Origin of the sequence: Aggregatibacter actinomycetemcomitans DSM 8324 (assembly GCF_000372365.1) — a bacterium.
In the GTDB taxonomy this organism is placed as follows: Bacteria; Pseudomonadota; Gammaproteobacteria; order Enterobacterales; family Pasteurellaceae; genus Aggregatibacter; species Aggregatibacter actinomycetemcomitans.
Genome location: NZ_AQUU01000008.1, coordinates 1 through 13,445, shown reverse-complemented (window position 1 = coordinate 13,445; position 13,445 = coordinate 1). Strand labels below are relative to the sequence as shown.

The window sequence follows — 13,445 nt, the reverse complement described above, 5'->3', positions numbered from 1 at the left end:
AATCAAGTAATAAGAAAGGGCGCTATGATATTGCAAATGGCAGGCGATTGCAAAATATATGCAGAGGAGGGGGGTGCTTGGTTAATTTTCCTCAAGTTCCGAAAGATAAAACAGCCCCAATGAGGCTGAATTATGTTCAATAATTTAAGGCAATTTTGTTGTTACCTTGGCGAAAAAACGACTTACGCCTTTTTATACAACTGCGGCAACGCAGATTCTTTGTTCACCGCCAATAAACCGGTGCCGGAATAAATGCCCAATTTATCGCGGGTATCAATAATATCCAGATTGCGCATGGTTAATTGACCGATACGATCGAGCGGATCGAATGGCGCATTTTCCACTTTTTCCATACTTAACCGTTCAGGATGATAGGTTAAGTTCGGCGATTCGGTATTGAGTAAGGAGTAGTCGTTACCACGACGTAATTCTAGCGTCACTTCACCGGTAACCGCACGCGCCACCCAGCGTTGGGAGGTTTCGCGTAACATTAACGCTTGCGGATCGAACCAGCGACCTTGGTATAACAAACGCCCTAAACGGATACCGTTGATGCGGTATTGTTCGATGGTGTCTTCGTTGTGGATACCGGTCACCAAACGTTCGTAGGCAATGTGCAATAATGCCATGCCCGGGGCTTCGTAAATGCCGCGTGATTTGGCTTCAATGATACGGTTTTCGATTTGGTCAGACATACCTAAACCGTGACGACCGCCGATGCGGTTGGCTTCAAGGAATAATTCCACGATGTTATCAAAGGTTTGGCCGTTTAATGCCACCGGCACGCCTTCTTCAAAGCGCACGGTGACTTCTTCCGCTTTGATTTGTACGTCTTCACGCCAGAACGGCACGCCCATGATCGGGTTGACGATACGAATGCCGGAATTTAAGAATTCCAGGTCTTTGGCTTCATGGGTGGCGCCGAGCATATTGGAATCGGTGGAGTAGGCTTTTTCCACGGACATTTTGTAGTCGAAGCCGTTTTCGATTAAGAAGTTGGACATTTCAAAACGGCCACCCAATTCGTCGATAAATTGTTGATCCAACCAAGGTTTATAGATTTTTAATTGTGGGTTGGTTAATAAACCGTAGCGGTAAAAACGTTCAATGTCGTTGCCCTTGTAGGTGCTGCCGTCGCCCCAAATATGTACGTCGTCTTCTTTCATGGCGGATACCAACATGGTGCCGGTGACCGCACGACCTAACGGAGTGGTGTTGAAATAGGTGGCGCCGCCGGTGGAAACGTGGAAGGCGCCGCATTGAATGGCAGCAATACCTTCTTGTGCCAATTGGGTGCGGCAGTCGATTAAACGCGCCATTTCCGCGCCATATTCTTTCGCTTTACGCGGGATTGCGTTGTAGTCGTCTTCGTCCGGTTGACCTAAATTGGCGGTGTAAGCGCAAGGAATGGCGCCTTTTTGACGCATCCAAAGCAATGCCGCGCTGGTATCTAAGCCACCGGAAAAGGCGATGCCGACTTTTTCACCTTTCGGTAGGTGTTGCAAAATGGTATTTGACATATTTTCTTTCCTTATTTGTTTTGTGTTTATTTTTGGTTAAACGGGTTTTAATAAAAAGTGCAACTAAAAAATAACTTAAAAACCGACCGCACTTTTATTTTTCCGAAAACATTAGATTCGGATCGGGGTATTGATAAACGAAATCCAGTTCACGACAAATTTTGTTCGCCACAATAATGCGCTGTGGATCTTCCGGTGCGCTGATAAAGTGCGGTGGATTTAAACGGTGTTTTTCCGCCGCCAAGCGGTAATAAGCTTCACGGGGCGGATGCACGGGCGCTGACAAATGATACAGGCGATAGCCGCCGGGTGTTTCCAATAGAAGTTGAATGGCACGGGCACAATCGTCCAAGTGCACTAAATTCACCGGCGAACGACCGCACTTGAGATCCTGTTTGTCGGCGAGGGAAAAAATCGGATGGCGATCTTGCCCCACAAGACCGGCAAAACGAATAACATCGCAATCAATATTCTGTAGTTGCGCCAAGTTATTTTCAATTTCCACTAAGGCGCGCCCCACATCCGTTTCGGGCTGCGGTTGGATGGATTCGTCAAAATGCGCGGAAATCTCAGGGAAAACGGAGGTGGAACTAATAAAAATAATATGATGAACTCCGTGCAATAAGGCTTCATTCACCAGATTCTGCACGCCGACCACATAATGTTTGAGATCGAAAAAATATTGGCTCGGAGGAATATTGATAATCAACGTATCAACAGAAAGCAACGCGCTTAAATCGTCGGGATCGGCATTAATATCGGGGGTGAGTTCCAAGTGGTAAGTTTCTAATCGCAACAAACGCATTTGCTCCACACTGTCGTGGGTGCGTTTCGTGCCTTTCACTTCCCAACCCAGATTCTTTAAATAGCGCGCCAACGGCAACCCTAACCAACCCAAGCCGACAATCGCAACCGACCTCATATAACTCCTATTCATGATAAAAAATCCCCGCTATTCTAATCCATAGAAGGGATTGCTTTAAAGTTATTTCGTTAATAAATCCAACGCTTCTTGATATTTCTGCAATTACTTTGGCGACACTTTGTCGGAATAGATTTTTTTAAGACTGAGTTGTGTCATTTCATTACCTTTTATCCGGGCAAAAATCGTGGCGCGTATTGTACCGCACTTTTTACGTAAACGTTTGCATTTTTTGCGGTGATTGTTAGCATTATTTTCCAGTCTTGAAAAGACAGGCTAAAAAGCATATAGTTGCGCGACCAAATTCTCAGCCGTCTCAGGACGGTTTTCTTCATTATTTATAAGACAAACAGCAGATGACACATCCTCAAGAACAAGTGAGCAAACGCCGCACGTTTGCGATTATTTCTCACCCCGATGCGGGTAAAACCACCATTACCGAAAAAGTGTTGCTTTACGGCAACGCCATTCAAAAAGCCGGTTCGGTGAAAGGCAAGGGTTCGGCGCAACACGCCAAATCCGACTGGATGGAAATGGAGAAACAACGCGGGATTTCCATCACCACCTCCGTCATGCAATTCCCATATAACGACTGTTTAGTCAACCTGCTGGACACCCCGGGACACGAGGATTTCTCTGAAGATACTTACCGCACTTTAACCGCTGTGGACAGCTGTTTGATGGTGATCGACTCGGCAAAAGGGGTGGAGGAGCGCACCATTAAATTAATGGAAGTGACCCGTTTGCGTGATACACCGATTATTACCTTTATGAATAAACTCGACCGCGATATTCGTGACCCGATGGAATTGCTGGACGAAGTGGAAAACGTGCTGAAAATCCATTGTGCGCCTATTACTTGGCCTATCGGCTGTGGCAAATTGTTCAAAGGCGTGTATCACTTATATAAAGACGAAACCTATCTTTACCAAACGGGGCAAGGTCACACCATTCAAGAAGTGCGTATTATCAAAGGATTGGATAATCCCGAATTAGATAACGCCGTGGGCGATGATTTGGCGCAGCAATTACGTGATGAACTGGAATTAGTGAAAGGCGCCAGCAATGAATTCGATTTAGACTTATTCCTGAGCGGCGAACTCACGCCGGTGTTTTTCGGTACGGCGTTAGGAAATTTCGGTGTGGATCATTTCCTCGACGGTTTAACGGAATGGGCGCCAGCGCCGCAAGCTCGTCAGGCAGACTCGCGTAAAGTCTTCGCCGACGAAGAAAAATTCAGCGGCTTCGTGTTTAAAATTCAAGCTAATATGGATCCGAAACACCGCGACCGCGTGGCGTTCCTGCGCGTGGTGTCCGGTAAATACGAAAAAGGCATGAAGCTCAAACACGTGCGCATCGGCAAAGATGTGGTGATTTCCGATGCTTTAACCTTTATGGCTGGCGATCGCGCTCATGCGGAAGAAGCCTACGCCGGCGACATTATCGGCTTGCACAACCACGGCACCATTCAAATCGGCGACACTTTCACCCAGGGGGAAGATTTGAAATTCACCGGTATTCCGAATTTCGCACCGGAATTGTTCCGTCGTATTCGTTTGAAAGATCCGCTCAAGCAAAAACAATTGTTAAAAGGCTTGGTGCAACTTTCCGAAGAAGGCGCGGTGCAGGTTTTCTGCCCGTTGCTGAACAACGATTTAATCGTTGGTGCAGTGGGTGTGTTGCAGTTTGATGTGGTGGTGTCCCGTTTGAAATCCGAATACAACGTGGAAGCGATTTACGAAAATGTCAATGTGGCAACCGCTCGTTGGGTTGAATGTCGTGATGCGAAACAATTTGAAGAATTTAAACGCAAAAACGAGCAAAACCTCGCATTAGATGGTGGCGATAATCTCACTTATATCGCCCCGACCATGGTGAATCTGAATCTTGCACAGGAGCGTTACCCCGACGTCACCTTCTTCAAAACCCGCGAGCATTAATGCCGCAAAACATAAAAAATAAGACCGCACTTTGGTTTTCTTGATCAAAGTGCGGTTGTTTTTTTGGAGTTTTTGCGATCGCCATCGCAAAATGAGTTCACATTTCTTTACGATTTTTATCTCGTTTTCATACTTGTTTTATTTAGGATTGAAAGTATAAGCTATAACTTATAAAATGAGGTGGTTATGTGGGCGGTGATTTTAACGGAACGATTTGAAACTTGGTTAAATCAACAGCCGATAAAAACGCAGGAATGTGTTTTGGCAAACTTGGTACGGTTGGAACATTTTGGTCCGAATTTAGCCCGTCCTTATGTAGATAGCGTAGCAGGGTCAATTCATAGCAACATGAAAGAACTACGCGTTCAGCATTCGGGAAGAGCAATTCGACTCTTTTTTGCTTTTGATCCAAAGCGTAGAGCCATTGTTTTATGTGGTGGAGATAAAGGCAATGACAAGCGGTTTTACCGTACGATGATTAGAATTGCAGATCAAGAATTGAATCATTATTTGGCAACCATGGAGCAAACAAAATGAAAACATTACAACAAGTTATTGATGAACGTTCGGTAGAAAGCCGCCAACGTATTCAAACCATGGCGGAAGATTTAATTCTTGAAACCGGTTTGCAACTGTTGCGAGAAGAATTAAATATATCGCAACAACAATTAGCTACGATTTTAGGTGTAACTCAACCTGCAATTAATCAACTGGAACAGCGTGGCAATGAAATTAAGCTTGCAACCCTCAAACGTTACATCGAAGCAATGGGCGGCAAATTACGCCTTAGTGTAGAAATGCCTGATGGACATCAGCGGTTTTTTCAAATTTAAATTGTGATTTAACAAAATAAATGACCGCACTTTATCTAATAAAACAACCGCGCCCAAATCTCCCGCACAAACGCTCGTTCGGCGTGAAATTCCGAGGCGTTGACCACGGAAGGCAAGCCCAGTAAATTCAGGTGGTGAGTGCGGTTTCGCAGATCTACATAGCATTGTTTCAGGCGTTCGCCGTCTGTTTCGGAAATTACGCCGTATTTCACCATGATGTCGAAAATACGCACATTGTCAGACCAGCGGGTGAGTGCTGGTTGTTGTGGTGAATGCGCCAGCACCAGATATTGCGCGATGAATTCAATGTCCGTAATGCCGCCCGAGTCGGTTTTGATGTTGAATTGATTTTCCGTCTGTTGCGTCAAATGCTGATACATTTTTTTGCGCATTTCACATACGTCCTGTTTGAGTTTTGCTGGATCCCGTGGCGCGGCTAGCACTTTGTGACGAATGGCGTCAAATTCTTCTCGTAGTGTTGGTTCGCCGAAGACCGCCCGGCTACGCACCAGGGCTTGTTTTTCCCACGTCCAGGCTTCGTTCAGTTGGTAGTTTTCAAAGGCGGCGAAGGAACAACCCAGTAAGCCCGCATCGCCCGACGGACGCAATCGCATATCGACGTCGTATAAAATCCCCGCGCTGGTGTTCATGCTGAAAATGCTGACGATTTTTTGTGCCAAGCGCAAATAAAACTGGTTGCTGTCGATGACTTTTTTACCGCCGACGGTTTGGCTATTAGTAGCGGGATCGTATAAAAACACCAAATCCAAATCGGATTTATAGCCCAATTCAATGCCGCCTAATTTGCCGTAACCCACCACCAGGAAATTTTTCTGTCCTTCCGCCAAATGTTCGGGTACGCCGAAGCGAACGGCAATTTGTTGCCATGCCAGATTGACCACCGCGCCGATAATTGCTTCCGCCAAATAGGTGAGATGGTCGCTGACTTTCATCACCGGCAGTACGCCGAGAATATCCGCGGCGGCAATACGAAGCAGGGCGGCGTGCTTAAATTGCCGCAAGCCGTCGATAAATTGTTCTTCGTCGCCTTGCGGCAAACGCAATAAATATTGCTGCAATTCGGAGGCATACTCGGTAAAGTGCGGTGGATTTCGCAAGGATTTTTGATCGAGCAGTTCATCCAGCAAAATCGGGTGGCGCGCCACTTGTTCTGCAATAAACTTCGATTGGGCGCAAAGCTCAATAAGTTGCGTTAGGGCTTGCGGATTTTCCGCCAGCAATTCCAAATAGGTGGTGCGGGTCAGGATTTTTTCGATGATGGTTAGAATGCGCGGCAGCAAAATAGGACAATGAGGCGTATACAAAACCTGTTGCAACACATTGGGCATTAAGCGATTGAGCACCGCCCGCCCACGTACGCCGATGGCATAACGGGGCAGTTCATTACGAAATTGTAACAGGCGATCCAACACCACATCCTGTTCCGTCTCCGGCACGCCGTTTTGTTGCAAAATGCCGAGCAATTCCTGTTCGTCAAAATCCGTTTCGAGAAAATCTTCCCATTCGTTTTCTGAGGTATTTTCTTCCTGTTCGTCACCAATTAATGATTGGAAAACCGACCGCACTTTACGTTGATGGTCATGCAACACGTCAAGAAAACCGCTCCAATCGTGAATCGGATAACGGATATTGACACTTTTCCGCTGCGCATTCCATTGGGTGAATTCCGCACAGGCGAAGATTAAACGTTGGCGATCCGATTCATTATCGGGCAGTTGTTGTGTTTGCTGATCTTTGATGGCTTGCAGCACGTTTTCCGCACGTCGCAAAAATAAATAGGCATGGCGCAACTGCGTTTCCTGTTCGTCGGAAATTAAGTGAAGCTTGGTGAGTTCAGGCAATAAACTCAGCAGTTCGGGTTGTTGCAGCGCGGCTTCACGCCCACCGCGGATCAGCTGAAAAACCTGCACGATAAATTCTACTTCACGAATCCCGCCGGCACCCAGTTTAATGTTATCGGTGAGGTTGCGGCGACGCACTTCCCGCTCGATTTTCTGCTTCATGTCGCGCAATGCTTGAATCACACTGAAATCAATGTAGCGACGATACACAAACGGGCGCAGTAAATTTTGCAACACGGTGACATTCGGATCCGTTGTCTGCGCGCCTAAAATCCGCCCTTTGATCATGGCGTAACGTTCCCAATCGCGCCCCTGATCCTGATAATATTGTTCCATGGCATTAAAACTGAGCGCCAGCGCACCGCTGTCACCAAACGGGCGCAGACGCATATCAGTGTGATACACAAAGCCGTCTGCGGTGTATTGATCCAAGGCGTTAATCAGGCGTTGTCCCAAGCGGGTGAAGAATTTTGCATTGTCTATGTTACGGCGTGCGCCCACGGTTTCCCCTTGGCTCGGGTACGTAAAAATCAAATCAATGTCGGAGGAAAAATTCAGCTCAAAGCCGCCCAGCTTGCCCATACCGAGAATGTAGAGCTGCTGTGCGTTGCCCTGCGCATCCATCGGCGTGCCCATTTCCTCACAAGCGCGCACATAAAGCCAATCGCGTGCCCCGATAATCAGGCTTTCCGCCAGTTGCGACAAGCGAATAAAAATCTGTTCCACCGTGGCAAGATTCAGGCTTTGGCAAAAACTCAGTTTCACCATTTCACGGGCGCGAAACTGACGTAATGACCGATAAAATTCTTCTTCCGTTTGCACCTTTTGCAACACCGCATCCAGCCGTTCGGCATAATGATCGCAGTCATCAAAGTGCGGTGGATTTTGCCAGCATTTCGCCAAAAAGTGCGGTTGTTTTTGCCACACTTCCACCACAAAATCCGACATCGCCACTGCCACGGCAATCTGCCCGATATGGCTTGCAGGATCGTCTTTCTGCTGCCGGATTTGTGCAAATAACGCCGAATCGAATTGCTCAGGAAAAGATTGGATTAACATCTCGGCAAGTGAATTAAGTTTATCGCTGAATGATGCAACAAAAGACATGATGAACCCTTATGAAAAAATGTGCGCTAACTTTAGCATGAAATGGGGAATTTTCAGAGTGGGGGGGAAAGTGTGAGGGAGGTCGCAAATTTGAATTTATCTGTTTGGTGGCGCTGAATGTTTTTTGCTATCCTCCTCCCATAATTAAAAATGCTATTGCTAAAAAAGTTAGGCCGATTTTTTGACCTAAAGGAAACCGCGATGAGTAGAAATGCGATTGCACACGTGCGCCAGTCCAATGGATTACGGCAGTTACTTATTGATCATTTATTCGAAACCTCTTCCATTGCCGGACAGCTTGCCTCAAAACTAAATTTAAGTTTAGCCGCCGAACTCCTCGGCCTCCTGCACGACTTCGGCAGATATTCCCAATGCAGTACTGGAAAAACAAACCGATTGCTTTTCTATTACGGAGATGCAAATGTCTGAAGTCATCGCCCATGCCCGCCAAGATTCAAAATGGCATTTTCACCCTCTGCAAAACCACTTGAAAAAAGTAGCAAAACTCGCCAGACGCTTTGCCGGACGTTACGGGGCTTTGTTTGCCGAATATGCAGGGCTTTTGCATGATTTGGGAAAATTTCAAGAGGCTTTTCAGGAATATATCCGTAGGGTTACAGGATTTGAACGGGAAAACGCGCATCTTGAGGATATTGAATCTTCCAAACCCCATAAAATTCCCCATTCGACCGCAGGCGCAAAATATGCAACGCAAAATCTTGATCCTTTCTTAGGGCATTTATTGGCATATTTAATAGCAGGGCATCATGCCGGTTTGGCGGATTGGTATGACAAAGGTAGTTTGAAATACCGTTTGGCACAGGCGGACGATGAATTGGCAGAGTCTTTAGCCGGTTTGGAAAAAAGTGGGCTAGTTGAAGACTTTTTATCCTTATCTGGTGATGCGCTTGAAGAAGACCTTTTAAACGTTTGGGAAAGCGGGATAAATCTTGAAGAACTGCATATTTGGATGCGTTTTCTCTTTTCTTGTTTGGTGGATGCTGATTTTTTAGATACCGAAGCCTTTATGAACGGTTTTGTCGATGCGGATGCGGCGCAACAGGCAGGTTTTCGCCCGAATTTCCCCGATTTAGAAGATATGCACAGCCGTTACGAGAAGCATATGCTTGATCTTGCAGAAAAATCGGATAAGCATTCAGTGTTAAATCAAGAGCGGAGTGCCATTTTAGCGCAATGTTTTTCTGCCGCAGAATCCGACCGCACTTTATTTTCTTTAACTGTGCCGACAGGTGGTGGCAAAACCTTGGCGAGCTTGGGGTTTGCTTTAAAACACGCTTTGAAGTTCGGTAAAAAACGGATTATCTACGCCATTCCCTTTACCAGCATTATTGAACAAAACGCCGATGTTTTCCGTAAAGCATTGGGCGATGATGCGGTGCTGGAGCATCACAGCAATTTGGAAGTCAAGGAAGACAAGGAAACTGCCAAAACGCGCCTTGCTGCGGAAAACTGGGATGCGCCGTTGATTGTTACTACCAATGTGCAGTTGTTTGAAAGCCTGTTTGCGGCAAGAACCAGCCGCTGCCGCAAGATTCACAATATTGCAGACAGCGTGATTATTTTGGATGAAGTCCAACAGCTTCCGCGCGATTTTCAAAAACCGATTACCGATATGATGCGGATATTGGCGTGTGATTACGGCGTTACCTTTGTTCTTTGCACGGCAACTCAGCCTGAACTTGGCAAAAATATTGACGCATTCGGACGTACCGTTTTGGAAGGTTTGCCGGATGTGCGCGAGATTGTGGCGGACAAAATTGCCTTATCGGAACGTCTGCGCCGCGTCCGCATCAAAATGCCGCCTCCAAATGATGAAACACAGAGCTGGCAAGAGATTGCCGACGAAATTGCAGAGCGTCCATGTGTTTTGGCGGTGGTCAATACCCGCAAACATGCCCGTAGGCTTTTTGCCGCGCTGCCTTCAAACGGCATCAAACTTCATCTCTCTGCCAATATGTGTGCTACGCACCGTAGCGAAGTGATTGCACTGGTTGTAGCGGAGTGAGCAATTTGCGAAAGAGAATAGAGCAATTTGCGAAACAATATTTTCGCAAATTGTATGAATAATTTAATAAAACAACACTACGTAAATTTTACACATGACTAACGACTAATCGCCCTCAAATTTAACGCAGAATCATCATACGTACATAAACAAAAACGACGGGTATTACCCCGCCGTTTTTGTCTGCCTGTTCGGCAGTGAATTTGTTTGTTTGTTTGTTCAAGCATTGCATGATTATCCTTAAGTTAAGTCAATTACATCTAAACCGCTTTCCGTGTCCGCATAAAAAGATCCGTCGGTGTTGTGCCAATGCACTGTAGGCAATTCATCACCGTTATTCTCAACGACTAACAACTTGCCGAATGGGCTTGTATATACAACCTCGCCTTGCTTGCCGTTGCGCAATGTTACTTTGTTGTTTTGGCTTTCATAGATACGCCATTTTAATAAGTAGCCTTCAAGCTCCCACAACTTATTAAATGCGTTTTCATAAGCGATTGTTCTGCCGATTTGTACGTCGTAGTTTCCTTTGCTTACACAAGCGCTTGTACCGACTAATTGGAACCCGTTTTTTAACGTAATTGTGCAGATAGTCAGTAAGCCTTGGTGAATATGCTCAACGCTACTAATCAGACTTGTTAAATATTCGACTGTTAATTTGTTCATAGCATTTATCCTTGTTTAAAAATAACCGCCAAATCATTTGGGCTGAATCGCCAGCCGTCTTGACTGCTGTGTAAAGTGTTGTAGCACCATTCTGAAGAGAAATATTTACTGCGTTTGTGCTTAATGCCAAACACTACACCAATCGCGCCCCACCAGTCGTACTTCATGCCTTTCGTCCAACCGAAATAATTTATAATGTGATTCGGATCTACATTATGCAGTTCAATTAAGTCCCACTTACCATTCATCACATCAATTTCTTTTTGGCGGACGCCTCCGTCCTCTATTGAAGCAGAAAAACAATGATAGATAGTTTCGTGCTCGTAGTGGTCTCCGCTTGTGAATTTAATCTCTTCAATTACTAACTCACAGTGTGAATATTTGCCTTTTGTAAGAAAGCGCGTTACCGCGTCCGCAAGGGCTTTAATCGGTTCTTTGCGCCAGTTGCGTCTATATTTGTAAAATGCCAAATAAACTTTATTAGCCATTTTTATAAGCCTCCATCAGTGCGTCCATTTGTTTAATTATGCCCGACCCGAATTGTAATATCCCTGAATGCCAGCGCATTGCGGCTAACGCCGGGCTGTGCCTCAATACGCACACGAATTTTATCGACATTTTGCGCAAGACTATCAGCCACTTGTTGAGGATGCCAATCGTCAGTTGTCCAGTCGCCCAGAAGCTCCGATTGGTATGATTGCACCACATCGGCCCCGCTTAAAAGCTGCACAATCACCCGGCATTTGCCTTTGCGCTGCGCGTAACTCAGTATCTTATAATCTAGCACAAAGCGCGCATACTGTCCCGCTGCAATCGCATAATCATTGTAAATATCGGTAGTCGGGCTTGCGCCATCGCTTAGCATAATATAGCCTAAGCCGCCGAAATAGCCGTCATTGTAGCGATTTAAATAGTTATCGCCGGCACTCCATGTGGCTTGATAATCAAACTTGTGCAGCAATAATAACGCCCCTTGCACATTAAACAGGTACTTGTGCAGGCTGTGTAAGCCGTTTTTAACGCTATAAAGCGCTATCTGACTAAATTGCTCACCCTCGACTTTTTTGGCGTCCGGGTAGTCAAATTGGGTGTCCGTGGTGTCAATTGAGCGGACCACGCTATCGCCGTCCAACAAATCTAGTTTGTAGCTGACGCCCTCGCCCAGAACGGTGCTGTCCTCGGTGTGCGCAATGAGCTTCTCGGCTTGCACGTCACGGTCACGGTGCGCCCAGGTCAGCTTAAAAGATGAACCATCGCGAATAGCATTGGTGTAACTGCCATCTATACGTACATTGCCTGGCGGATATAATTTTTTCTCCTCTTGGATATGGCTTATCAAGCGCATTTCTTAGCGTTGTTTTTGCTAATCCGTGCTTCACACCTAATTGAGCCAAAGAAATACCCTTTTTCATCAATTCCGCGCGAATATCTGCGCGATGCATATCTTTAGGTCTTTTCTTTTCTTTCATTTTGTGTAATCCTTTATTTTTAGTTTAAAGCGTACTTAATCACTTACTTAATCATCTAGCTGATTAACTACGGAATTAATAATATTACTAAATCTTTTATTAATCAAGTGATGATTTGAAAAAATTTCTAGTTTTTATTGATTTTTCTTTAACTTATTGATTTGGCTAAATATTAATTTTTATTTTTCTTAATCATCAAATGATTAAGAAAGGAGTATTTATGAAATCATTTAAGGAATGGTACACATCCAAGCAACTGGAGGAACTAAAACTCAAAGGAATTCCCGCCCAAGCTACTAACATCACGCGAAAAGCTAAAAAAGAAAACTGGAAGGCAAGGGATGTTATAGGTGTAAAAGGTGGAGGGTTAGAATTTCATTATTCTTCATTTCCCGAAGATGTGCAGAGACAACTAGGCATTGAACCAAAAAGCATACGCGAGCCCGTATCGCCTTATCATGTAGAACAACGTATAAATAATGAAGACTTGACAGAAGTAAGCAAGGCGCGCTTTCTTACGGCGATTAGCACATTAGAAGAAATACTAGCAATGACACGCAAAACCATGGCGCCCGAAGCCAAGGCGCAAATGGTATGGATGATTTACGAATTACTAAGCGAAGAAAGCGCTAACGAGAAGATTATTAATTTGGTTAAATTGGTTGCATAGATAAGGGGTTATATGGACAAGCAGTCAATTCTTAAATTCTTTAATGATAATACTAAGGACGCGCCACAAGGCAGCATATACATTCAATATGGCAACAACTACACAAGAAATGACATCTGTATAGCGGACAACATAAACATCAATTGCTACGAAAAATGTCAGATTTACGCGCTGATAAAACAATTACAAGATAAAAACAAAAAACCGCTTTAAACGATTTTTAAACGCTTTTTAAACGCTTTTTTATTTTCGCATTTTGTTTCGCTTTTTTTTGCGATTTTTAAAATCTTTCGCATTTTTGGTTTTTATCTATTCTTCAATAAAAAAGGACGCCGTTTTTCTTGCGCCCTTGTTTTCATTGGTTTTGTTCCACTTATTCCCGCTTGATTCAACATTCTCCCTAGTTTATTCCTTTTTCTCATTTTGTTCG

At 45.0% G+C, this 13,445-nt stretch carries 13 protein-coding genes; 6 read left to right on the top strand and 7 right to left on the bottom strand.

Annotated features, from left to right (window positions below; genetic code table 11):
- Positions 1-182: 182 nt before the first annotated feature.
- The gene (gene argG / locus A3CS_RS0105580) at positions 183-1,520 is read right to left on the bottom strand and encodes an argininosuccinate synthase (protein WP_005545903.1); all 1,338 of its coding nucleotides are present in this window, start codon (positions 1,518-1,520) and stop codon (positions 183-185) included.
- Between the two features lie 94 nt (positions 1,521-1,614).
- A complete protein-coding gene (locus A3CS_RS0105575; protein WP_005545905.1) occupies positions 1,615-2,442 on the bottom strand; it encodes an NAD-dependent epimerase/dehydratase family protein in 828 nt (275 codons plus the stop codon).
- A 356-nt stretch (positions 2,443-2,798) separates the two neighbouring features.
- Between A3CS_RS0105575 and prfC the strand changes: the two genes are divergently transcribed.
- From prfC to A3CS_RS0105555, 3 genes are all read left to right on the top strand, one after another.
- Positions 2,799-4,382: a peptide chain release factor 3 gene (prfC, locus tag A3CS_RS0105570; protein ID WP_005545909.1), complete on the top strand. Its 1,584-nt coding sequence runs from the start codon at positions 2,799-2,801 to the stop codon at positions 4,380-4,382.
- Positions 4,383-4,568: 186 nt separating this feature from the next.
- Positions 4,569-4,919, top strand: coding sequence for a type II toxin-antitoxin system RelE/ParE family toxin (locus tag A3CS_RS0105560; protein ID WP_005555126.1), 351 nt, complete (start codon positions 4,569-4,571; stop codon positions 4,917-4,919).
- A complete protein-coding gene (locus A3CS_RS0105555) occupies positions 4,916-5,215 on the top strand; it encodes a helix-turn-helix domain-containing protein (RefSeq protein WP_005545913.1) in 300 nt (99 codons plus the stop codon). The genes A3CS_RS0105560 and A3CS_RS0105555 overlap by 4 nt, the downstream gene beginning before the upstream one ends.
- A 35-nt stretch (positions 5,216-5,250) precedes the next feature.
- Here the strand turns inward: A3CS_RS0105555 and glnE are convergent, their stop codons facing one another.
- Complete coding sequence (glnE, locus tag A3CS_RS0105550; RefSeq protein WP_019518313.1) at positions 5,251-8,184, bottom strand: bifunctional [glutamate--ammonia ligase]-adenylyl-L-tyrosine phosphorylase/[glutamate--ammonia-ligase] adenylyltransferase; 2,934 nt, start codon at positions 8,182-8,184, stop codon at positions 5,251-5,253.
- A gap of 201 nt (positions 8,185-8,385) precedes the next feature.
- Between glnE and A3CS_RS0105545 the strand changes: the two genes are divergently transcribed.
- Together A3CS_RS0105545 and A3CS_RS01000000110945 are read left to right on the top strand one after the other, a co-directional pair.
- The gene (locus tag A3CS_RS0105545) at positions 8,386-8,613 is read left to right on the top strand and encodes a hypothetical protein (RefSeq protein WP_005567423.1); all 228 of its coding nucleotides are present in this window, start codon (positions 8,386-8,388) and stop codon (positions 8,611-8,613) included.
- Complete coding sequence (locus tag A3CS_RS01000000110945; RefSeq protein WP_019518312.1) at positions 8,606-10,210, top strand: CRISPR-associated endonuclease Cas3''; 1,605 nt, start codon at positions 8,606-8,608, stop codon at positions 10,208-10,210. The genes A3CS_RS0105545 and A3CS_RS01000000110945 overlap by 8 nt, the downstream gene beginning before the upstream one ends.
- Positions 10,211-10,450: 240 nt before the next feature.
- Here A3CS_RS01000000110945 and A3CS_RS1000000111500 read toward each other — a convergent pair whose 3' ends face one another.
- From A3CS_RS1000000111500 to A3CS_RS1000000111495, 4 genes are all read right to left on the bottom strand, one after another.
- The gene (locus A3CS_RS1000000111500; protein ID WP_019518310.1) at positions 10,451-10,876 is read right to left on the bottom strand and encodes a Gp49 family protein; all 426 of its coding nucleotides are present in this window, start codon (positions 10,874-10,876) and stop codon (positions 10,451-10,453) included.
- A gap of 5 nt (positions 10,877-10,881) precedes the next feature.
- Positions 10,882-11,364, bottom strand: a complete 483-nt coding sequence (locus A3CS_RS0105520; RefSeq protein ID WP_019518309.1) for a hypothetical protein — start codon at positions 11,362-11,364, stop codon at positions 10,882-10,884.
- Positions 11,365-11,396: 32 nt separating this feature from the next.
- Entirely contained in the window at positions 11,397-11,993 is a 597-nt protein-coding gene (locus A3CS_RS0105515; RefSeq protein WP_211205774.1) for a hypothetical protein, read from the bottom strand.
- 121 nt (positions 11,994-12,114) lie between these two features.
- Entirely contained in the window at positions 12,115-12,345 is a 231-nt protein-coding gene (locus A3CS_RS1000000111495; RefSeq protein WP_233143743.1) for a helix-turn-helix domain-containing protein, read from the bottom strand.
- A gap of 220 nt (positions 12,346-12,565) precedes the next feature.
- On the opposite strand from A3CS_RS1000000111495, the gene A3CS_RS0105510 reads away from it, so the two are divergent.
- Positions 12,566-13,015 (top strand): DNA-binding protein, encoded by a 450-nt coding sequence (locus A3CS_RS0105510; RefSeq protein ID WP_019518307.1) that lies wholly within the window; start codon positions 12,566-12,568, stop codon positions 13,013-13,015.
- The last annotated feature ends 430 nt before the right edge of the window (positions 13,016-13,445 follow it).

Coding starts and splice junctions, on each gene's coding strand:
- argG (WP_005545903.1), bottom strand. CDS start 1,520: ATGTCAAATACCATTTTGCAACACCTACCGAAAGGTGAAAAAGTCGGC.
- A3CS_RS01000000110945 (WP_019518312.1), top strand. CDS start 8,606: ATGTCTGAAGTCATCGCCCATGCCCGCCAAGATTCAAAATGGCATTTT.
- A3CS_RS1000000111500 (WP_019518310.1), bottom strand. CDS start 10,876: ATGAACAAATTAACAGTCGAATATTTAACAAGTCTGATTAGTAGCGTT.
- A3CS_RS0105545 (WP_005567423.1), top strand. CDS start 8,386: ATGAGTAGAAATGCGATTGCACACGTGCGCCAGTCCAATGGATTACGG.
- prfC (WP_005545909.1), top strand. CDS start 2,799: ATGACACATCCTCAAGAACAAGTGAGCAAACGCCGCACGTTTGCGATT.
- A3CS_RS1000000111495 (WP_233143743.1), bottom strand. CDS start 12,345: ATGAAAGAAAAGAAAAGACCTAAAGATATGCATCGCGCAGATATTCGC.
- glnE (WP_019518313.1), bottom strand. CDS start 8,184: ATGTCTTTTGTTGCATCATTCAGCGATAAACTTAATTCACTTGCCGAG.
- A3CS_RS0105520 (WP_019518309.1), bottom strand. CDS start 11,364: ATGGCTAATAAAGTTTATTTGGCATTTTACAAATATAGACGCAACTGG.
- A3CS_RS0105555 (WP_005545913.1), top strand. CDS start 4,916: ATGAAAACATTACAACAAGTTATTGATGAACGTTCGGTAGAAAGCCGC.
- A3CS_RS0105575 (WP_005545905.1), bottom strand. CDS start 2,442: ATGAGGTCGGTTGCGATTGTCGGCTTGGGTTGGTTAGGGTTGCCGTTG.
- A3CS_RS0105560 (WP_005555126.1), top strand. CDS start 4,569: ATGTGGGCGGTGATTTTAACGGAACGATTTGAAACTTGGTTAAATCAA.
- A3CS_RS0105510 (WP_019518307.1), top strand. CDS start 12,566: ATGAAATCATTTAAGGAATGGTACACATCCAAGCAACTGGAGGAACTA.